General features: G+C 34.0%; 22 protein-coding genes and 2 pseudogenes. 7 read left to right on the forward strand and 17 right to left on the reverse strand.

What is annotated here, in order from left to right; all coding sequences use genetic code 11:
- Positions 1–28 precede the first annotated feature (28 nt).
- The 16 genes and pseudogenes from ACNQGH_RS14155 to ACNQGH_RS14230 all read right to left on the reverse strand — a co-directional run bounded on the left by ACNQGH_RS14155 (position 29) and on the right by ACNQGH_RS14230 (position 13,652).
- The gene (locus tag ACNQGH_RS14155) at positions 29–2,056 is read right to left on the reverse strand and encodes a hypothetical protein (protein WP_417956668.1); all 2,028 of its coding nucleotides are present in this window, start codon (positions 2,054–2,056) and stop codon (positions 29–31) included.
- A 61-nt stretch (positions 2,057–2,117) separates the two neighbouring features.
- Complete coding sequence (gene fabG / locus ACNQGH_RS14160) at positions 2,118–2,864, reverse strand: 3-oxoacyl-[acyl-carrier-protein] reductase (RefSeq protein ID WP_417956669.1); 747 nt, start codon at positions 2,862–2,864, stop codon at positions 2,118–2,120.
- 137 nt (positions 2,865–3,001) lie between these two features.
- Entirely contained in the window at positions 3,002–3,424 is a 423-nt protein-coding gene (locus ACNQGH_RS14165; RefSeq protein WP_417956670.1) for a hypothetical protein, read from the reverse strand.
- Positions 3,425–3,639: 215 nt separating this feature from the next.
- Complete coding sequence (gene sucD, locus ACNQGH_RS14170; RefSeq protein WP_417956671.1) at positions 3,640–4,512, reverse strand: succinate--CoA ligase subunit alpha; 873 nt, start codon at positions 4,510–4,512, stop codon at positions 3,640–3,642.
- Between the two features lie 86 nt (positions 4,513–4,598).
- Positions 4,599–4,961: a nuclear transport factor 2 family protein gene (locus ACNQGH_RS14175; RefSeq protein WP_417956673.1), complete on the reverse strand. Its 363-nt coding sequence runs from the start codon at positions 4,959–4,961 to the stop codon at positions 4,599–4,601.
- Positions 4,962–4,963: 2 nt separating this feature from the next.
- Positions 4,964–5,893 carry a UDP-3-O-(3-hydroxymyristoyl)glucosamine N-acyltransferase gene (locus ACNQGH_RS14180; RefSeq protein WP_417956674.1) on the reverse strand — a complete coding sequence of 310 codons (930 nt, stop codon included), beginning with the start codon at positions 5,891–5,893 and terminating at the stop codon, positions 4,964–4,966.
- Between the two features lie 69 nt (positions 5,894–5,962).
- Positions 5,963–6,529 carry an elongation factor P gene (gene efp, locus ACNQGH_RS14185; protein ID WP_417956675.1) on the reverse strand — a complete coding sequence of 189 codons (567 nt, stop codon included), beginning with the start codon at positions 6,527–6,529 and terminating at the stop codon, positions 5,963–5,965.
- A 55-nt stretch (positions 6,530–6,584) separates the two neighbouring features.
- The gene (gene lpxA, locus ACNQGH_RS14190) at positions 6,585–7,370 is read right to left on the reverse strand and encodes an acyl-ACP--UDP-N-acetylglucosamine O-acyltransferase (RefSeq protein WP_417956676.1); all 786 of its coding nucleotides are present in this window, start codon (positions 7,368–7,370) and stop codon (positions 6,585–6,587) included.
- Positions 7,371–7,458: 88 nt separating this feature from the next.
- Positions 7,459–8,847: a bifunctional UDP-3-O-[3-hydroxymyristoyl] N-acetylglucosamine deacetylase/3-hydroxyacyl-ACP dehydratase gene (locus ACNQGH_RS14195; protein WP_417956677.1), complete on the reverse strand. Its 1,389-nt coding sequence runs from the start codon at positions 8,845–8,847 to the stop codon at positions 7,459–7,461.
- Entirely contained in the window at positions 8,840–9,883 is a 1,044-nt protein-coding gene (gene lpxD / locus ACNQGH_RS14200; protein WP_417956678.1) for a UDP-3-O-(3-hydroxymyristoyl)glucosamine N-acyltransferase, read from the reverse strand. Before lpxD ends, ACNQGH_RS14195 begins: the two co-directional genes overlap by 8 nt.
- A 40-nt stretch (positions 9,884–9,923) precedes the next feature.
- A complete protein-coding gene (locus ACNQGH_RS14205; protein WP_417956679.1) occupies positions 9,924–11,153 on the reverse strand; it encodes an HD domain-containing protein in 1,230 nt (409 codons plus the stop codon).
- A gap of 151 nt (positions 11,154–11,304) precedes the next feature.
- A complete protein-coding gene (locus tag ACNQGH_RS14210) occupies positions 11,305–12,099 on the reverse strand; it encodes a 3-keto-disaccharide hydrolase (RefSeq protein ID WP_417956680.1) in 795 nt (264 codons plus the stop codon).
- Positions 12,100–12,183: 84 nt separating this feature from the next.
- Positions 12,184–12,783, reverse strand: a complete 600-nt coding sequence (locus ACNQGH_RS14215) for a chromate transporter (protein ID WP_417956681.1) — start codon at positions 12,781–12,783, stop codon at positions 12,184–12,186.
- Positions 12,692–12,922, reverse strand: coding sequence for a hypothetical protein (locus tag ACNQGH_RS14220; RefSeq protein ID WP_417956682.1), 231 nt, complete (start codon positions 12,920–12,922; stop codon positions 12,692–12,694). The genes ACNQGH_RS14215 and ACNQGH_RS14220 overlap by 92 nt, the downstream gene beginning before the upstream one ends.
- Before the next feature lie 121 nt (positions 12,923–13,043).
- A pseudogene (locus ACNQGH_RS14225) lies at positions 13,044–13,214 on the reverse strand (chromate transporter); the annotation flags it as partial.
- Between the two features lie 195 nt (positions 13,215–13,409).
- Positions 13,410–13,652, reverse strand: coding sequence for a winged helix-turn-helix transcriptional regulator (locus ACNQGH_RS14230; protein ID WP_417956683.1), 243 nt, complete (start codon positions 13,650–13,652; stop codon positions 13,410–13,412).
- Positions 13,653–13,844: 192 nt separating this feature from the next.
- On the opposite strand from ACNQGH_RS14230, the pseudogene ACNQGH_RS14235 reads away from it, so the two are divergent.
- Together ACNQGH_RS14235 and ACNQGH_RS14240 are read left to right on the forward strand one after the other, a co-directional pair.
- Positions 13,845–14,283 (forward strand): annotated as a pseudogene (locus ACNQGH_RS14235) (SDR family NAD(P)-dependent oxidoreductase).
- Complete coding sequence (locus ACNQGH_RS14240; RefSeq protein WP_417956740.1) at positions 14,235–14,588, forward strand: SDR family oxidoreductase; 354 nt, start codon at positions 14,235–14,237, stop codon at positions 14,586–14,588. The pseudogene ACNQGH_RS14235 and the gene ACNQGH_RS14240 overlap by 49 nt, the downstream one beginning before the upstream one ends.
- A gap of 272 nt (positions 14,589–14,860) precedes the next feature.
- Here ACNQGH_RS14240 and ACNQGH_RS14245 read toward each other — a convergent pair whose 3' ends face one another.
- Positions 14,861–15,400, reverse strand: a complete 540-nt coding sequence (locus tag ACNQGH_RS14245; RefSeq protein WP_417956684.1) for a GNAT family N-acetyltransferase — start codon at positions 15,398–15,400, stop codon at positions 14,861–14,863.
- A 1,160-nt stretch (positions 15,401–16,560) separates the two neighbouring features.
- On the opposite strand from ACNQGH_RS14245, the gene porX reads away from it, so the two are divergent.
- From porX to ACNQGH_RS14270, 5 genes are all read left to right on the forward strand, one after another.
- Entirely contained in the window at positions 16,561–18,114 is a 1,554-nt protein-coding gene (gene porX, locus ACNQGH_RS14250) for a T9SS response regulator signal transducer PorX (protein ID WP_417956741.1), read from the forward strand.
- 82 nt (positions 18,115–18,196) lie between these two features.
- The gene (tsaE, locus tag ACNQGH_RS14255) at positions 18,197–18,604 is read left to right on the forward strand and encodes a tRNA (adenosine(37)-N6)-threonylcarbamoyltransferase complex ATPase subunit type 1 TsaE (RefSeq protein ID WP_417956685.1); all 408 of its coding nucleotides are present in this window, start codon (positions 18,197–18,199) and stop codon (positions 18,602–18,604) included.
- A 5-nt stretch (positions 18,605–18,609) separates the two neighbouring features.
- Positions 18,610–19,083 carry a GNAT family N-acetyltransferase gene (locus ACNQGH_RS14260; RefSeq protein WP_417956686.1) on the forward strand — a complete coding sequence of 158 codons (474 nt, stop codon included), beginning with the start codon at positions 18,610–18,612 and terminating at the stop codon, positions 19,081–19,083.
- Between the two features lie 93 nt (positions 19,084–19,176).
- Entirely contained in the window at positions 19,177–20,376 is a 1,200-nt protein-coding gene (locus ACNQGH_RS14265) for an alanine dehydrogenase (protein ID WP_417956687.1), read from the forward strand.
- 36 nt (positions 20,377–20,412) lie between these two features.
- Positions 20,413–20,793 carry a DUF4258 domain-containing protein gene (locus ACNQGH_RS14270; RefSeq protein WP_417956688.1) on the forward strand — a complete coding sequence of 127 codons (381 nt, stop codon included), beginning with the start codon at positions 20,413–20,415 and terminating at the stop codon, positions 20,791–20,793.
- Positions 20,794–20,815 lie beyond the last annotated feature (22 nt).

A 20,815-nucleotide genomic window follows, 5' to 3' on the forward strand; every position in this document is an offset into this window, starting at 1 on the left:
TTATATTTTTATTAAACCGCACTTAAATTTACAACAATCCGTTATATTTTCTAACAAACCATTCTATTGAAAGAAAAATAGAAATTAAAACAAGTAACCAAACCCAATCGATCAGAGGTGTTTTGGTCACAGTATTCTTTTGAACTGCTTTGTATTCCTCATTATCCAAAAGTGATTTTATCAACCCGTCTATCTGATCCGGAAAATAGGCTTTTCCCTGTGTTTGGGTCGCTAATTGCATCAGCTTTTCTACATCTGGGTTAACGAATTGTTTTTCGATATCAAAATCCAGAATCTCAAAATAACTGGAATACGAAGTTTTTGAATTCAGTTCTTTCACCGAAAAATTATATGTCCCGGCCGTAAGTCCGTCAAGATTGACCTTGTAGGAATTATTACTTTTTAATAAATCGTAATTTTTTGTTTGCTTCGTTTTGGTATTCGTTACGGCAATAGTTAAACGTGCTTTCTCATCAAACTCATAATTTTTATTGAAATATTGTGCCGTAATTTCGATTGCTTCTCCTGAATTATAGAATCTTTCATGTTCAACCACCAAGGATTTTCTAGAACTATTGGAAGCCAAAAATTGGATAATTTTATCTATAAAAACATCAAATTTCTCAAAGGATTGATTGTCAATGTGACTTTGTAAACGCCATTTCCAACTATTTTCCCCTAATAGATAAGCCGTTCGCTTGCCTTGATTTTCAGTAAAACTTAGTAAAGGTGCATTAGTCCCAATGTTTCTTATTTTGGATGAAAGCAATACCGAAACGTTTCCATTTGTAGTTATATTTCCAAAAGGATTTTGCAAAGGTGGGAAATTTTCAAAACCAATGTCGTCAATTGCAAAAAGATTAAACGCTGCGTTAAATTCAGCCAAATAATCTTCTTTTTGTCCGCTCACTTTAAATAGCAAATTGTTTTGCTGTTGGTTCAAAAAATTAAAATCAGTATTGTTTCCGGTAATAATAAATGTATTTATTCCTGCTAATTTAACCGCATCAAAAATGGATTTGAATTCCATTGTTGGTTGGTACAAAACTACAACATTAAAATCTTGTATTAGTTTGATATCGTTTGGCTTAATTAAAGCTACTTTACGTTGCACATTAGTTTCAACCGCATGTTTCAAAGCACCAATATCTGGATGATTTATTGCAGAAACAATAGCGATATTTGTTTTTTGATCAATCACTTCTACGGCAAAATTCTTGGTGTTATTGTAGTTGTTTTTTTCCTTTTCTTTAGATGAAATCGTAGCTTTAAAAACCTGCAATCCTACTTTATTAGCAGGTAAAAGTACCTGTACAAGGATTGTTTTTTTCGATGGTAAAAAGGAAACAACTTGTTTACTTACAACCGAATTTCCTTGTGAAATAATAAAATCGGCGGTGGTATTTTTTGTTCCTGAATAGTGCAAAAAAGCTTCTACTGGAAACTTATTTTTGTAAAATGCATATTTATTAACATTCAGCTGATCGATTTTAAAATCTAAAAAAGTGGTCGTATCACCTACAATTAATGGAAATACTTTAGTAACAGCATCAAATCCGTAAACATAATCATTACCCGAAGTCTGGTTTCCGTCTGTTATAATTATGGTTGGAAAAACACTGTTTTTATAAATGCTTTTCAGGTTTTTAGCTACTGCATCCACATTAGTTTGTGTTCCTTTGAAATCAAATTTTTCCGATGGTTGAAATTCACTGTCAAATTGATAAGACTGAATATCAAATTTATCTTGCAAAGCTGAATTTGAAATCATTTTTTTATACAATTCCAATGTTTTTCCCTGAGCATTCAAGAATGAAACAGAACTGGAATTATCAACAATAATTGGCAAAGGCGTTTTTACTGTTTTCAGCGTATTTTTAGTTATTATTGGATTAATCAACAACAACAATAAGCCAAAAAGAGACATAAAACGTAAAAAAGCCAAAAACAAACTAACTTTCGATTTGCTTTTGGCTTTATATAAATATTGGTAAAATGATAAACTACCGGCTACTACTAAAGAAAGTACTATTAATAAAATGGTAGTTTTAGTCATTCTTTTTTATTTTAAATGATATATTGAATTGTATTCTTTCATCATTTATAATTTATAATTTTTAAGTAAGCATTCCACCGCAAACATTCATAACTTGTCCGGTTACGTAAGCGCTCATATCTGATGCAAAGAAAAGACATGCATTAGCAACGTCTTCAGTAGTTCCGCCTCGTTTCAACGGAATTCCGTCTCTCCATCCTTTCACAACGTCTTCGTTTAATTTGGCTGTCATTTCAGTTTCTATGAATCCTGGCGCAATTGCATTACAACGAATATTACGAGAACCTAATTCAAGTGCTATAGATTTTGTAAATCCGATAACTCCAGCTTTAGAGGCAGCATAATTAGTCTGACCCGCATTACCCTTCACTCCTACTACAGAACTCATATTGATTATAGAACCTGAACGTTGTTTTAAAAAAGTTCTTTGAATTGCTTTGGTCATATTAAAAACTGATTTCAAATTAACATCAATTACATTGTCGAAATCTTCTTCTGACATACGCATCAAAAGGTTGTCTTTAGTTATTCCGGCATTGTTTATTAGAATGTCAACAGTTCCAAATTCAGCCAAAACTGCATCTACGAAAGCTTGTGCCTGATTAAAATCGGCGGCATTTGACTGATATCCCTTAGCTTTAATACCAAGCGCATTTAATTCATTTTCAAGAGCTAAAGCCGATTCTACTGACGAGCTATAGGTAAATGCAACATTTGCACCGTGTTTTGCAAAAACTTCTGCAATTCCTTTTCCAATTCCACGGCTTGCGCCTGTAATTATGGCAACTTTTCCTTCTAGTAATTTCATATTATAATGATAAGTATGTTTATTATTTTGATGTACAAATATAGATTATTTAGGCGTTTAATGAAATTTGTAGTACAAAAAAAGCCTTACCGAGGTAAAGCTTTTAAATAGTATATTTTTATTTTTTTTGATAGCTGCTAAAATGCAACATTCCATTTTGGTAATCTTCCATTTTCATCCAGAAAGTTTTGTAAAACTTGTCCTTCTACGAATGTCGGTATTGCTTTTGTCTTCTCATTAAATGTTTCATACCAAACCACTTCCAATGTGCTGATCTCTTCGATTTTCATTTGTGCTGGCCAAGAATATTTTCTTCCTGTTTTTGCAAATTGATGTCCTTCTACAATTTTATCTTTCAATCCACCATTTTTAATTTTCAAAGTGCCATTATTTTGTACAGTTCCTGTAGAACCAACCATAATCAACTCTTTTTCATTACCTACAGAATAAACTAAAAACACTCCAGATCCTTCCGAAGCATTACAAACTTCTTCCAAACTATCGTCTGTAGTGAATGAAAATTGATTGCTAACTTTGAATTTTTTTAACTCTTTATACATATTATTTTATTTTTATTTGAATTGGCTTCGGCAAAAAAATACCCCACAAAATCGTGAGGCCCATTAGAAACCATTCGTTTATGTTTGCTCTTATTAGGATTAGGTCTGAAAAAACAGATCAATTTAATAAAGTGCAAAGATATTTCTTTAATTCAATTTATAATAAAAAAGCCTCACAAATTGTGAGGCTTTTAAAATATTTAATTTTAGACTGACTATCCTAAAACTTCTTTTACTTTTTTACCAATTTCAGCTGGAGAATCCACAACATGTATTCCACATTCTCTCATGATTTGTTTTTTCGCTTCAGCAGTATCATCAGACCCACCAACGATAGCTCCTGCATGTCCCATTGTACGTCCCGCTGGAGCAGTAACTCCGGCGATGAAACCTACAACTGGCTTACGGTTACCATCAGCTTTAATCCAATGAGCAGCATCAGCTTCTAATTGCCCACCAATTTCACCTATCATTACGATACATTCTGTTTCTGGGTCATTCATCAATAATTCAACTGCCTCTTTTGTAGTAGTACCGATAATTGGATCTCCGCCAATTCCAATTGCAGTAGTGATTCCTAATCCCTGCTTTACAACTTGATCAGCTGCTTCGTAAGTTAAAGTTCCTGATTTAGAAACAATTCCTACAGTCCCTTTTTTGAAAACAAAACCTGGCATAATACCAACTTTAGCTTCACCCGGAGTAATTATACCTGGACAGTTAGGACCTATTAATCTAGCGTTTCTTTCTTTAACATAATTATTTGCTTTAATCATGTCAGCAACAGGAATTCCTTCAGTAATTGCAATGATTACTTTTATTCCAGCATCTGCAGCTTCCATAATTGCATCAGCAGCAAAAGCTGGCGGTACAAAAATGATAGTAGTATCAGCTCCTGCTTGTTCTACAGCATCTTTTACAGTATTGAAAACGGGTCTGTCTAAGTGAGTTGTCCCACCTTTTCCTGGAGTTACACCACCAACAACGTTAGTACCGTACTCAATCATTTGAGAAGCATGGAAAGTCCCTTCACTTCCTGTAAACCCTTGAACAATTATTTTGGAATCTTTATTAACTAAAACACTCATGATATATATTTTATGTAGTTTTTAAAATTGTGATGCAAAAGTAAGGTTTTGTAAATTATTTTGAAGCTTTTTTTTGTCAAAATATATTAGGATAATTGACTCATTTGGTACCCTCTGAACAATTTATTGTCTTTAATTTGCCAAATTGTTATAAAATGTGCTAATAACATTTCTTCTCGTGGATTTTCGATTGTTTTTACAAAATGAGAGTAACGTACCGTAATTAAATCTTTTTCCGCAATAAGATGACTTATTCTAACTTTTGAGCGAACATATGCTTTACTTAAATCATTGGCTAAATTGATTAGTGAATCATAATTAAGCTGAATAAATCCTTTACTGCTATTCCATTCAACAATTACGTCCGGATGTAAAAAATCTTTCATCACTTCACTGTCAATTAGAGCATCAGATTTATAAAATTTCTGAACGATTTCTTTAGCAGACATAATTACTTTAGTTTATTTAAAATTTCTGGTATTTTTTTTATATTAGCCAGTTGTTTCAATTTTTCTCTCGATTCTTGAATTGGCGTACCAAAATAAGATTTACCACCTTCCACTGATTTTGTAACTCCCGTTTGCCCGAGAATGACTGCCTTCGTTCCTATTGTAATTCCGCTAGTGGTTCCTACCTGTCCCCAAATCGTAACTTCATCTTCAATAATTACACAACCTGCAATTCCGGTTTGTGAAGCAATCAAACATTTTTTTCCAATCACGGTATCATGCCCCACATGTACCTGATTGTCAATTTTTGTTCCTTCGCCAATGATGGTATCACCGGTAACTCCTTTGTCAATGGTGCAAAGCGCTCCAATCCCAACATTGTCTTTAATGATCACTCTTCCGCCTGAAAGTAATTGATCGTAACCTTCGGGACGTTTTTTATAATAAAAAGCATCGGCACCAAGAACCGTTCCTGCATGAATCATCACATTATCTCCAATTACAGTATAATCATAAATGGAAACATTGGAATGTATCAAACAGTTTTTCCCAATAACAACATGGTTTCCAATAAATGTATTAGGTTGTATTACAGTGCCAAAACCGATCGAAGCTGAAGCAGCTATTGAAACGTTTGAAAATTGAAAAGGCTTGAAATAAGTAGTCAATTTATTAAAATCCCTGAAAGGATCGTCAGAAATTAGTAATGCTTTTCCTTCCGGACACGCTACATTTTTATTTATTAAAACTATAGTTGCCGCTGAGTTTAACGCTTTGTCATAATACTTCGGATGATCAACAAAAACAATATCGCCAGATTCAACAACATGAATTTCATTCATTCCAGTTACTGGAAAATTTTTATCACCAACATATTCACAGTTGAGGATATTTGCGATTTTTTCTAAAGTGTAAACTTTTTGGAATTTCATAAATTTAGTGTTCAGCTTTCAATGTTCAGTATTCAGCTTGAATGGAAGCTGAATACTGAAAACTGTAATTTACTCTTTTACGCGTTCCATGTAAGAACCGGATGCAGTATCAATTTTAATTTTGTCTCCTTCATTGATAAACAAAGGAACATTTACAGTTGCACCAGTTTCAACAGTAGCTGATTTTGTAGCATTTGTCGCAGTATTTCCTTTGATTCCTGGCTCAGCATAAGTAACTTCAAGAACTACAGAAGCTGGCATATCTACTGAAAGCGGTAAATCTGTTTCAGTATTGATACTTACCATTACGTTTTCTCCTTCTTTCAATAATCCTGGTGAATCCAAAATATTTTTATTCAAAGAAATTTGCTCAAAAGTCTCCGTATTCATGAAATGAAATAAATCCCCTTCCGGATATAAAAACTGAAACTTATGGTTTTCTACTCTAACTTCTTCAATTTTATGTCCTGCAGAAAAAGTATTATCCAACACTTTTCCATTAGTTAAACTTCTTAGTTTTGTTCGAACAAAAGCAGGTCCTTTTCCTGGTTTTACATGAAGAAATTCTATAATTTTGTAAATATCATTGTTGTATTTAATACACAATCCGTTTTTAATGTCTGATGTAGATGCCATTATATTGTTTATTTTTATTAATACTTTTTATTTTTGTGATAACAGAAAAATAATTTTAGTAATTTCCTGAATACCCTTTCATTATTCCTCTTGACGAATTTCTGATAAAATCAATAATTTCATCTCTTTCTGGTGTTGCTTCCATTTCCCCTTCGATTATATCCAATGCCTGGGTTACATTATAATTTTTTTGATACAGAATTCTATAGATATCCTGAATTTCTCTGATTTTTTCGGATGTAAACCCACGTCTTCTCAATCCTACCGAATTAATTCCAACATAAGATAAAGGTTCTTTTGCCGCTTTTGTATACGGAGGAACATCTTTTCTTAGTAAAGAACCTCCAGATACCATGGCATGGTCACCAACACTAATAAACTGATGTACAGCCGAAAGACCACCAATAACAGCATAATTGCCAATGGACACATGTCCACCTAAAAGAACACCATTAACAATAATAGCATTATTGCCAACGTGACAATCGTGCGCAATATGCGCTGTTGCCATAATCAAGCAGTTATTTCCAATTACAGTTTGCCCCGAGGCAATGGTCCCTCTATTAATCGTAACACATTCTCTAATCGTACAATTGTCACCAATTATTGCTAAAGAATCTTCTCCACCAAATTTCAAATCTTGCGGAACTGCTGAGATTACCGCACCGGGAAATATATTACAGTTTTTCCCAATTCTTGCGCCTTCCATGATGGTAACATTCGAACCTATCCAAGTTCCGTCTCCAATAACAACATTATTGTGTATGGTAGTAAAAGGTTCTATAACAACATTTTTGGCGATTTTAGCGCCAGGATGAACATATGCTAGTGGTTGATTCATCTGCTTTTTTTTATTTTTTTAAATTAATTAGAATAAAAAAACTGTAAACCCATTTTTCAAAATGAATACTACAGTTTTTAATCTAAAATTATTGTTTTTTTGCAATTTGAGCCATCAGCTCTGCTTCTGCAACTAGTTTCCCATTTGCATAAGCATTTGCTTGCATATGACAAATCCCTCTTCTGATAGGCGTTATTAAATCACATTTAAAAATCAAAGTATCACCTGGTAATACTTTTTGCTTGAATTTGACATTGTCTATTTTCATAAAATAGGTCAAATAATTTTCAGGATCCGGAACCGTACTTAATACTAGAATCCCTCCTGTTTGTGCCATTGCCTCCACAATTAAAACACCTGGCATAACCGGAGCTTCCGGGAAATGTCCTACAAAGAAATTTTCATTCATTGTAACATTTTTCATACCCACAACATGACTTTCAGACATTTCGATAATTCTGTCAATCAATAAAAATGGAGGTCTGTGAGGAAGAACTGCCATAATTTTATGAATGTCCATTAAAGGCTCCTGATTTAAATCATAAACAGGAACATAATTTCTTTGTTCGATTTTTATGATTTTTGCCATTTTTTTTGCAAATTGAGTATTTACAAAATGACCCGGTTTATTGGCAATTACTTTACCTTGTATTCTTGTTCCAATTAAAGCTAAATCACCAACCACATCTAGTAGTTTATGTCTCGCAGCTTCATTTGGATAATGCAAAGTAAGGTTATCTAGAATACCGTTAGGTTTAACAGTTAATTCATCTTTTCCAAAAGCAACTTTTAAATTTTCCATTGTAGCTGCCGATATTTCTTTATCAACATATACGATAGCATTATTTAAATCGCCACCTTTTATCAAGCCATTTTCTAAAAGTGATTCTAATTCATGCAAAAAACTAAACGTTCTGGATTCAGATATCTCCGTTTTGAATTCTGAAATATTTTTCATGTTAGCATTTTGAGTTCCTAGAATTTTAGTTCCAAAATCCACCATTGCAGTAACTGAATAATGGTCACTGGGCATCACTAAAATCTCACTACCTGTTGCTTCATCAGTAAATGAAATAACTTCTTTTACCACGTATATATTTCTTTTGGCATTTTGCTCTTCGATTCCTGCTTTTTCAAGGGCTTCAACAAAATATTTTGACGAACCATCCATTATAGGAAGTTCTGACGCATTTAGTTCAATGATTACATTATCTAAATCGCAACCAATTAATGCCGCTAAAACATGTTCTGGTGTTTGAATTTTTACACCTAGTTTTTCCAAATTGGTTCCTCTTTGTGTATTTACAACATAATTTGCATCAGCTTCAATAATAGGGCTACCTTCCAGATCTGCTCGAACAAAAGTAAAACCATTGTTTACCGGAGCAGGTTTAAAAGTCATTTTAACTTCTTTTCCTGTGTGTAATCCAACTCCCGTTAATGAGATTTCTGTTTTGATGGTCTTCTGTTTAACCATTTTTTCCATTTTTTTGGTTTGATATTTGTTTTTTTAATTCTTCTATTTCTGCAACAATTTTAGGTAAATTCCTGAAGTGAACATACGATTTACTAAAATCATTGTATCCAAATGCAGGACTTCCTTGAAGGATTTCATCATCTTTTATATTCCTCCCTACACCAGACTGAGCCTGGATGCGGACATTATTACCAATAGTCAGATGTCCCGAGATTCCTACCTGACCACCAATCATTCCATTCTTGCCAATTTTTGTAGAACCCGCAACACCAGTTTGAGCGGCAATTACAGTATTCTCGCCAATTTCGACATTATGGGCAATCTGTATTTGATTGTCAAGCTTCACCCCTTTTCGTATAATTGTAGAACCCATTGTAGCCCTGTCAATTGTAGTACAAGAGCCTATATCAACATTATCTTCAATAATTACATTTCCTATTTGAGGAATCTTAGTATACGTTCCATCAGGATTTGGTGCAAAACCAAAACCATCGGCTCCTATAATAGCCCCGGAATGTATCGTGCAATTATTTCCAATAACAGTCTCTGAATAAATTTTTGCACCGGCAAAGAGTATCACATTGTCTCCTATTATTACATTATCACCAAGGAAACAATTTGGATATATTTTTACATTTTCACCTAGAACTACGTTCTGTCCTATGTAACTAAAACTGCCTAAATATAAATTAGCTCCAAATTTTACGTTCTCTCCAATAAACGAAGGCTGCTCTATCCCACTTTTATTTAATTTAACCTGATTGTAAAATTCCAATAATTTAGTAAAGGAGGCATAGGCATCATCAACTTTTATTAATGTAGTACTAAGCGGTGCATCGGAGATAAAAGTATTATTAACAATTGTTACAGAGGCTTTTGTAGAATAAATATAATTCTGGTATTTGGGATTTGATAAAAAAGTGAGTGATCCTTCAACACCCTCTTCTATTTTGGATAATCTAGAAACTTCAGCCATAGGATTCCCCACAACTTCTCCTTCTAATATTCCCGCTATTTGTTCTGCTGTAAATTTCATTGCGACAAAAATATAAAAAAATAGATTTTAAATGTTCATTTTATGCAAGTTGTTTTGGGAAACATATATAATACTTTGTAACCAATTTAGATAATGATTTTAAATTCAGCTGATCAGAAGATTCAATAACGTCCTCAATTGTTCTGTCTTTTTTCAAAATTCGTATCGGTTCGGCCTCTTTACTATACGCCTGGTTTTTTATTTTCCCTTTAAAAATAAAATAATTGGTCTCCAATAATGAAATATTGTTCTCCTGCGCGAAGCGTTCTTTCAAAGGTTGTAATTCTTCAATGTCAACTTTTTCGCTGGTTAATTTTATTTTTAATAAATCCCTGTTAATAATCATTTTACTCAATGATGACAAAATAAAATCGTCCTGTTTTTGCCAGGATTTCAAAGCACTGATGATATCAGAATCATCCAATTGAGAAAATAAGTCTAAATTTTCAGTATCAAAAGTCTCTAAGATAACTCTATTTTGCATAAAAAACAGCAATGGCTCACTACAAGGCAATTGAATTCCTTTTAATGTTAATTCTTTGGCCCGTTTTAAGACTTTTGTCAAAATTAATTCTGCCACCAAACTTGTTTTATGTAAATAGGCCTGCCAATACATTAAGCGTCTTGACATCAGAAATTTTTCTACAGAATAAATTCCTTTTTCTTCAATAACCAAGAAATCATCAACGACATTCATCATTTGGATCAGTCGCTCTGAATTTACATTTCCTTCTGCCACACCCGAATAAAAACTATCCCGCTTCAAATAATCCATTCGATCCATGTCCAATTGACTGGAAATCAATTGCAACATAAATTTTCTATCATATTCACCTTTAAAAATTTGAATCGCTAAACTCAACTGGCCTTCGAATTCCACATTCAGTTGATTCATAAACAACAATGATACTTCTTCGTGATGTACATCCTCAACGATGCTTTTTTCCATCGCATGTGAAAAGGGCCCATGCCCAATATCGTGTAATAAAATGGCAATATACAACGCGTTCTCTTCTTCTGGAGAAATAGAAACACCTTTAAAACGCAATACATCAACCGCTTTTTGCATCAAGTGCATACAGCCCAAAGCATGATGAAAACGAGTGTGATTTGCTCCCGGATAAACAAGATAAGACAGGCCCATTTGGGAAATACGTCTCAAACGCTGAAAATAGGAATGCTGGATTAAATCGTAAATTAAGGCGTTTGGGATGGTAATAAACCCATAAATGGGATCATTGAATATTTTTAGCTTATTGATTTGACTCACTATAACTTTATTTTTTGGTCAACAAATATAAGAAAATTTGACTTTAAAATAGAAACCGTTTGTTACGGCGATTTTGAATCCAGTAAAAACAGAGGTTTCAGTTCGTACAAATACTAAAAAAGGAGAGTTTTTAGCTCTCCTTTTATTCGTTTTATAGTTTTCTAATCCAGATGTTTCTAAATTGCGTTTTACAACCATGCTCTTGCAAAGCAATTACATCATCTCCATGTGGAGAAGGATAATTGTGTAAACCAATATAAAGTGTCAATCCGCTGATAGTTGCATTATTTTGAACTAGCACTCCATTATGCAACACCGTGATTCTTGCCGGTGCATCTATTCTTCCGTCAGCTTTGAAGCGTGGTGCAGTGTAAACAATATCGTACGTATTCCATTCTAAAGGAGCTTTCATTGCATTGACTAATGGCGGTACATCTTTATAGATACTTCCGGCTTGACCGTTGCTATAGGTTCTGTTATTATAGGAATCCAATACTTGGAGCTCGTATCTGTTCTGTAAAAATATACCACTGTTTCCTCTCCATTGTCCTCCATCAACCACCGCATCAGGTGCACTCCACTCGACATGTAATTGACAATCTCCAAATTGCATTTTTGTTTGAATCGCTCCTGAACCATCTACTACTTCCATATATTCCTTATCCACTATTTTCCAAGGTGCTGGCTTTGTAACATCTTTTTGGCTGACCCACTGGTCCAAGTTTTTACCGTCAAATAAAACAATGGCATCCGAAGGTGCATCTCCTGACTTTTTAGCCGGAGTGATTACTTTTATTTGCGGTTCCCAAATTTCAGTCATTTCAGGTTTCATAGGCATTGGAGACACCGCAGGAGGTGTATTCACATAATCATGTTGTGCCATGGCAACAGTCATTGAAAATAAGGCTATGCTCAAAAAATAGTTTCTAATTGTATGCGATTTCATAAATAATTTGGTTTGGTTTGATTAAAGTATAAATTTATGATAAAATCACTCCGTTTTACATTTCGAATAAAAAAATTTTTTTTCTTATACAAATGTCAAAATATAACCCAGTATAGAACTGCCCAAAATTATAAAAGCACTATTCATTTTTTGATAATTAAATACAATAAGCATACTTATAACTCCAATTAAAATGGTTTGCCAATCCCTAATTACATCAGTACCCATTTGAAAACAAATGGCAACAATTATAGCTATGGAAGCCACATTTACAGCATCAAGAAATACCGAAAATGGCTTTGAATTTCTCATTTTTTTTACTAGCAGATTAAGCAAGGCTACAAATAAAAAGGAAGGCAAAAATATTCCAATTGTAGCAACGACTGCTCCCGATAATCCATTCATTTGATACCCAATAAAAGTTACTGCTGAAAAAACGGGGCCAGGTGTAAATTGTCCCACTGCAATAGCATCAATTAATGTTGTTCTGGACAATAATCCTTTTGAAACCAATTCGGCATCGACAAAAGCAAATAGCACATAACCGCTGCCGTAGAGGACGGCCCCAATTTTTAAAACACCAGAAATAAATTCAAGTTTGTTGTTGTAACTCTGCTTTCGAAAGTGAAAGCAACAGTATTGAAATGAAACTATTGGGTGTACTTCTATTATTTGTTTGCGCAATCAATAAGGCAAAAATTCCTGCACCAAACATGATATAGATTTGATTGTAATTTAGAATTGCCAGGACTAAAGTGATCAATCCAATTATTCCAAGTTCGATTGTTTTTAAAGATTTCTTTGCAAGCGGAAAAATAACCATCAGTATTATTGCAATTAGGGCCGGTTTGATTCCATAAATAAAAGATTGTAATTCTGGAAGGTGCCCGTATTTTTTTATAAAGCCAGGCCAGACACCCTGTTATTAAAACCGCAGGAAACAGGAAACAAAATCCAGCAATAATTAAACCTTTCCACCCTGCTCTTTCATGCCCGATGTGAATAGCCATTTCGGTGCTGTTGGGTCCCGAAATTAAATTAGTGGCTCCAATTAAGTCCAGAAAATGCTGCTCACTGATCCACTTTTTTTTAACAACGACTTCTTCCTGCATCATTGCGATATGAACTGCAGGTCCCCCAAAACCGATTATTCCAAGCTTTAAAAAACAGTTTGGCAAGTTCTTTTAATCTATTCTCGTCCATTACATTTAGATTTCAGAAATATATAGGTTAAAAGACCCGCAATCGAACCTTTTACCTGTAGAATCATCCGGTTTGTTGATTATTAAGTTGATTTTCAATAACAGCTCTTAAGTCTTTTGATTTTCATCTCCCCATTGTCCAAGGGCGTTAATTAAAGGAATCAAAGATTTTCCAAAATCGGTCAGGCCGTATTCTACTTTTGGTGGTAATTGCGCGTAAATTATTTTGAGAACTAATTTGTGCTCTTCCAGTTGTTTCAATTGCATATTCAAAACCCTACGTGTTGCATCAGGAATTTTTCGCTGTAATTCGGAAGGCTTTATAAATCCTTCTGAAATGAAATAAAGCAATCTTATTATCCATTTTCCTTATAACACAATGGCTATAAGATCCAGACCGTAATTTAACGTTAAAGGAATTTTTCTTTCATACATAATGCAAATCTAATCACTTATTTAAAAATGTGCAATACGGATAAATTTATCCCTATAGGAATCGGTTTTCCCTAATTGCATAGCGACGAGTTATCAGCAAAAATAGCCTTGATAACAGGAGGAACAAAAGGAACTGGAAAAGCAATTGCCGAAAGATTAATAAAGGCTGGCGCCAGGGTTATTGTAACGGCCAGAAACAAACCTGAGGATATCAATCCTAACTTTCACTTTATTAAAGCAGATATAAGTGAGCCTGATGGGATAGAAAAAGTAATCAATAAAAGTAAAATTTGAAGGAGTTGATATTCTAATAAATAATCTTGGCGGTTCTGAAACGCCTGGAGGCGGCCTTGAAGTTTTGACAGATAAAGATTGGCAAGACACAATGAATACAAATTTACTGGCACCAGTGAGGATTGACAGAGGATTATTACCTTATATGCTTCGACAACAATCAGGTGTAATTATTCATATTGGCTCTATTCAGGCAAGAATGCCATTGTATTATCCGACGTTACCCTATGCTGCGGCACAAAAACCGCCTTAGTAAATTACAGTAAAAGCTTATCCAATGAAGTGGCTCCAAAAGGTGTGAGGATACTAACCGTCTCACCAGGATTTATTCAAACAAACGCTGCTGAAAGATTGGTAGAACGCCTAGCCGAAAGTTCGGGAAGCACTACTGAAGGTGCTTTACAGGGATTGATGGATTCTTTAGGCGGAATACCAATGGACAGACCAGCAAAGCCGGAAGAAGTTGCTGAATTCATTGGATTTCTAGTTTCGCCAAGAGCAAGCTATTTGTCAGGAGCAGAATATATTATTGACGGTGGAACAGTTCCTACGGTATAAATTTAAATTAAATAATAAATAGTAGAAAACAATAGCAAAGCCATTGCCCTTTATATTAAGGCATCTAATGGTAATAAAAAGCGCGACACTTTACACAAGTACATTTGCTAGTGAGGCTACTTATTTCGACGAAGGAAAGACCTGAGCAGGAGAAAATGAAATCAAAAAGTGGAAATGAAAACTTTATACTTTTTTTGAAATTTTATTGACTAAAAAACAAGGCTGAAATATAAGCTTCAGCCTTGCTTGTATGACTTACTTTTCGTAATTATTTAGTCCGTCGATAAAATTGCATATCCATAATTATCTGACCAGCCCGATTTTAATGGTAGCAGTTCTCTGGTATGGGCTTCTCTTCTCATCCCTACTTTTTCCAAAACATTTATAGACCCCATATTTCCCACCGCACAACCTGCTTCAATTCGATGAAGATTAAGTTCATGAAATCCAAAATGCAGCAGCTGTTTCAACGATTCTGTCGCATAGCCTTTATTCCAATAATTTTTGTGAAATTTAAACCAAACTTCGGCATTTTTATATTTTACTTTTCCCAAATTGATACCAACTAACCCTATAATTTGTTTTCCACTATTTAATTCAACTGCAAAAGTAAAATGGGCTGTAAGCTCTTTGTTATTTTCAAAAATCCATTTTTCCAATAGTATTTTTGTTTCTTCAATATGTTCTGGAATTCCTAATGTATTGAATTCATCCGTTTCTTTCAAAGAATACAATTCGTGAATATAATCCAAATCAAATGCTGCAATTGGTCTTAAGATTAACCGTTCTGTTTTGAGAATTATTTGGTTCATTTTTTATTTTTAACACTCATTTTTTAATGATTTTATCGTTTTCAAAAGTCTCTTACTATTCTAATTGGTCGTTTTTATCATAGCGAATTCAAGAATCGTTTTTCTGTTCATTTTTGAAATTTCCGACTTGCCAAAGTTGTCCTGTCTGAGGTAAAATAGCCACTCGCCTCCCATCAGTTTATTAATAAAAAGCCCCCTGGCTTTCACTTTCCCATTTTTGAAAAAATAGGTCAATTTGTCCCCAAGTTACTCGTGGGACTTTTGTCCGTTTGCAAAGTACTTTTTATGCATATTAATTTTATTCAGGTCTTTATTTTGAGAATTGCATCACCAATATTTAGCGGCACATAGGAAATATTCGAGCGCCTTATCGGAATTGCCATTACACTTCGAAAATTAAAAATAGTATCAATTAGTTACTCCTCATCTTCGTCTGTTTCTGACTCTTTCCTGATTTTAGTATCGGTATTAAAAAATGTAGTCACATCTTTTTTATCCCTCTGATTCTTTTTGATCAAATATAGAATTAAAACAATTGCGCAAAACAAAACTATTGCTATAATAATCCAATTTATTTCCATTTTTTCAGTAAAGTTACATGAATATAAAAAACAATTAAATTTTTGAATGCTGTAAAATAAAAAAATTTAACGCTATCAAACTGAACGACAAATTCAAACAATTGGATAGCTTTGTTGAGGGGATCTATTCTTTCTTGTCAAACTATAATTAAAGTAATAACGCAAATGACAATCTATACATTCCATTTATTAAAATAGTTACTTCCCAAAAGAATAATTCATGAATATTCATTTGCCCATTATTAACAAAACAAAATTAACAAATAGTTAGGATAACCATAAAGTGGCTAAATCGTAATCATTCGAAGTACTCACTATCGCAGTGCTTGAGGAATGAAAATGATATTCTTTCCATATTTCATTAAAATGAAAGACACAACATCGAGCTTGGCCTGGGCAGCGTTTACAGAGAATGTGTCGCGCTGAGAAACAAGTTCAGAACAAAAAAATCTTATCTTTGATTAGTAATACGAGTAACTATTGCGCGAAAAATTATCATAATATTAGCAACTAACCGTTGCAAAAAGCAGTAAATTGGCACTTTCAATTACAACCTTTGAATACTTGTTAATAGGACTTATGGATAAAATAAAAATACTTTGGGTGGATGATGAAATCGACCTTTTAAAGCCCCACATATTATTTCTTGAAAAGAAAAATTACGAAGTTACGACCTGTAATAACGGCCGTGATGCGGTTGATATTTTTGAGGAAAATAATTTTGACATTGTTTTTCTGGACGAAAATATGCCCGGAATGAGCGGTCTGGAAACGCTTTCGGAGATGAAAGAAAAAAAATCTTCGGTTCCCATGATTATGATTACCAAAAGTGAGGAAGAATACATCATGGAGGAAGCAATTGGATCTAAAATTGCGGATTATTTGATAAAACCTGTGAATCCAAATCAGATTTTGTTGACCTTGAAGAAAAACCTAGATAATTCCCGATTGATTTCGCAAAAAACAACTTTGGATTATCAGAAGGAATTTAGAAAAATCACCATGGAAATGGCGATGGTAAACTCTTATGAAGACTGGATTGAATTGTATAAAAAATTGATTTTCTGGGAGCTGGAACTTGAAAACATCGACGATCAAAGTATGGTGGAAATTCTGGAATCTCAAAAAACGGAAGCAAATTCGCAATTTGGAAAATTCATAGAACGCAATTACGAGGATTGGTTTAAGCCAAAAGCTGATAAACCGGTTCAATCACATACTTTATTCAAGGAATTAGTAGTTCCTGAAATTCTAAAAAAAGACAAACCTGTTTTATTTGTGGTGATTGACAACTTGCGTTACGACCAATGGAAGGCCTTTGAAAGTGTCGTGGGGAATTATTACAAACTGGAAAAAGAAGTTCCCTATTACGCTATTTTACCGACCGCTACGCAATACGCGAGAAATGCAATTTTCTCCGGTTTGACACCGCTTGAGATGGAAAAACAGTTTCCACAGTATTGGAAAAATGATCCGGAAGAAGGTGGAAAAAACTTGTATGAAGCAGAGTTCTTATCGGCACAACTAAAACGCTTGGGATTAAATATTAAAGAAGATTATTTTAAAATTACCAATTTGGCCGGTGGCAAGAAGTTAGTTGAAGGTTTTAAATCTTTAAAAGCCAACGACTTAGTTACCATAGTTTACAATTTTGTAGACATGCTTTCGCACGCCAAAACAGAAATGGATGTCGTAAAAGAACTTGCCTCAGATGATAAAGCATATCGCTCGCTGACGTTAAGTTGGTTTAAAAACTCTCCTTTGTTGGAAATTATTCAGCAAGCGCAAAAATTAGGTTTCAAGTTAATTTTAACTACTGACCACGGGACCATAAACGTAAAAAACCCATCGAAAGTCGTGGGTGATAAGAATACCAGTTTGAATTTACGCTACAAAACGGGGCGTAGTTTGACCTACGAACATAAAGATGTTTATGCAGTGAAAGAACCAAAAAATATAGGTTTACCAACGATAAATATGAGTAGTTCTTATATTTTTGCAAAAAATGATTTGTTTTTGGCTTACGTCAATAATTATAATCACTATGTAAGTTATTACAAAAATACGTATCAGCATGGTGGAATTTCATTGGAAGAAATGATTATTCCTTTTTTAGTTTTTAATCCAAAATAAAAAAGTGATCCGTTTGCAGTGTTTGATTTGCAAAAAGCCAATAGAACCGAACATTTCAAACTGATCATTGAATACTCAAATTATGAATGTTATTTTTTCTTTAGACCAACTCGAAGAAGTTGCACAAAAAATCATAGCCCAAAACCCAAAAAAAGTGATTCTTTTTCATGGAGAAATGGGTGTTGGAAAGACTACTTTAATCAAACAATTATGTAAAACTCTTGGAGTTACAGGCGCTACAAGCAGCCCAACTTTCTCTTTAGTTAACGAATATCAGACCATTGACAACCAAATTGTTTATCATTTTGATTTTTATAGATTAAATCATGAAGTTGAAGCGTTGGACATGGGCGTTGATGATTATTTGTACTCCGGAAATTGGTGTTTTATAGAATGGGCGGAGAAGATTCCTAATTTGATTCCAGAAGCACATTCTGTGATCACCATTACCTTACTACCTGATGGAAAACGTTCTTTAGAATTAAAATAAAAGGCATGAGTTTAGAAAATACAGTTGAAATTATTCCTTTTACCACAACTTTAAAGGAACCTATAAAAACCTTAAATATAGAATGGCTTGAGAAATATTTCAAGGTGGAGCCCAAAGATGAAATCGTATTATCAAATCCCCAAGCAGAAATTATCGACAAAGGAGGACTGATTTTTTATGCAAAATATAACGATCAAATCATTGGTACGGTTTCTTTGATAAAAATCAATGAAACCACATTTGAATTGAGCAAAATGGCAGTTACGCATAGTGTTCAGGGAATGGGAATAGGAAAAAAAATGATGGTTCATTGTATTGCCGTTGCCGAACAGAAAGGCATCAAAAAGCTTATTTTATATTCGAACAGAAAATTACTGCCGGCGATTCATTTGTATGAAAAATTTGATTTTGTAGAGATCCCTTTAGAAGAAGGCATTTACAAAAGAGCCGATATTAAAATGGAAAGAATCATCCATTAATTTAAAGTTTACACTTCAATATGCTTTCCAGCAGTTCAATTGTCTTTTTTTAAAACTTTTTCCGTAAATTGTACCCTAAATTTTACAGCGCTAATGTCAATAACAATAACACCATTTACTAAGCAACAATTATTACCTCAAGAAGAAAAACTTGAGATAAGAAGACGAAAAAGCGAGCTTTTTATTGGGATCCCAAAGGAAACCAGCTACCAAGAACGCCGTATTTGCCTGACTCCTGATGCTGTAAACACATTGACTTATCATGGCCACCAGGTAATGATTGAGGCTGGTGCAGGTGAAAGTTCCAGTTATTCAGACAAGGAATATTTTGAAGCGGGAGCGGAAATCACTAGTGATACCAAAAAAGTATTTAGTTGCCCGATGATATTAAAAGTGGAGCCCGCTACCCTGGCCGAAATTGAAATGATGGATCCTGAGTCGATTCTGATATCAGCAATACAATTGAAAACCAGGAAAAAAAACTACTTTGAGGCATTAACCAAAAAGAAAATCACAGCACTTGCATTTGAATATATTAAAGATGAAGACGGAACCTATCCAGCTGTCAAATCATTGAGCGAAATTGCAGGAACCGCCTCAATTTTAATTGCGGCCGAGTTAATGATTACCAATGAATTTGGAAAAGGATTATTATTCGGAAATATTACTGGCGTTCCTCCTACTGAAGTTGTTATTTTGGGCGCAGGAACCGTTGGCGAGTTTGCCGCTAAAACCGCTATCGGTTTAGGAGCAACTGTTAAAGTATTTGATAATTCCATTACCAAACTCCGTCGATTGCAAAACAACCTGAATCAACGTGTTTTTACTTCTACCATTCAACCCAAATCTTTACTAAAAGCATTGAGACGATGTGACGTAGCTATTGGCGCCATGAGAGGAATGGAGCGTTGTCCTGTCGTAGTTACAGAAACGATGGTCGAATACATGAAAAAGGGAGCGGTCATCGTAGATGTAAGCATTGATACCGGAGGCTGTTTTGAGACTTCCGAAGTGACTTCACATGAAAAACCAACCTTTATAAAGAATAATGTACTGCACTATTGCGTACCCAACATCCCCTCCCGCTATTCAAAAACGGCTTCACTATCCATTAGTAACATCATCACTCCCTATTTGTTGCAAATTGCTGAAGATGGCGGAATTGAAAGTGCTTTGCGATGCAATAAAGGATTGAAAAATGGAGTTTATCTGTATCACGGAATCCTGACAAATAAAGCAATTGGCGATTGGTTTGACATCCCTGTTAACGACATCAATTTAATTGTTTTTTAAGTAAACTTTCTTTTACCTTTGCCAAAAAATTAAAACATGAAATTCGCACATCGTTTTGCTTACTATCTTATTGGTTTAATATTAGGACTATTTTTTGTAGCTGCTATTTTTAGTGGAAAAGATACACGTTGCAATTATTTTCCAAATGCAAGAGTATTGAATGATTTAAGAAATAAACCTTTTGATTATTCGGATAAGGCTTCCCAAATATTAGCTAAAAAATGGATTGATACCATTGACATAAAAAACACGTTGCAATACGGTGATGTCGATTTTGACAAAAGCAATATTGAACTTAAAAAAGGAAAATTATATACTATTGAAGGCAAAACAACCAAAAACGAAGAAATTACATTAAAAGTAATCAACTATTCGGATAAAGCAGTTTTGGAAGATATTATTAAAAAAGAAAAATAAGCGAAACGTGATTTTTGAATAT

It is taken from the genome of Flavobacterium kochi, assembly GCF_048286715.1.
GTDB lineage: Bacteria > Bacteroidota > Bacteroidia > Flavobacteriales > Flavobacteriaceae > Flavobacterium.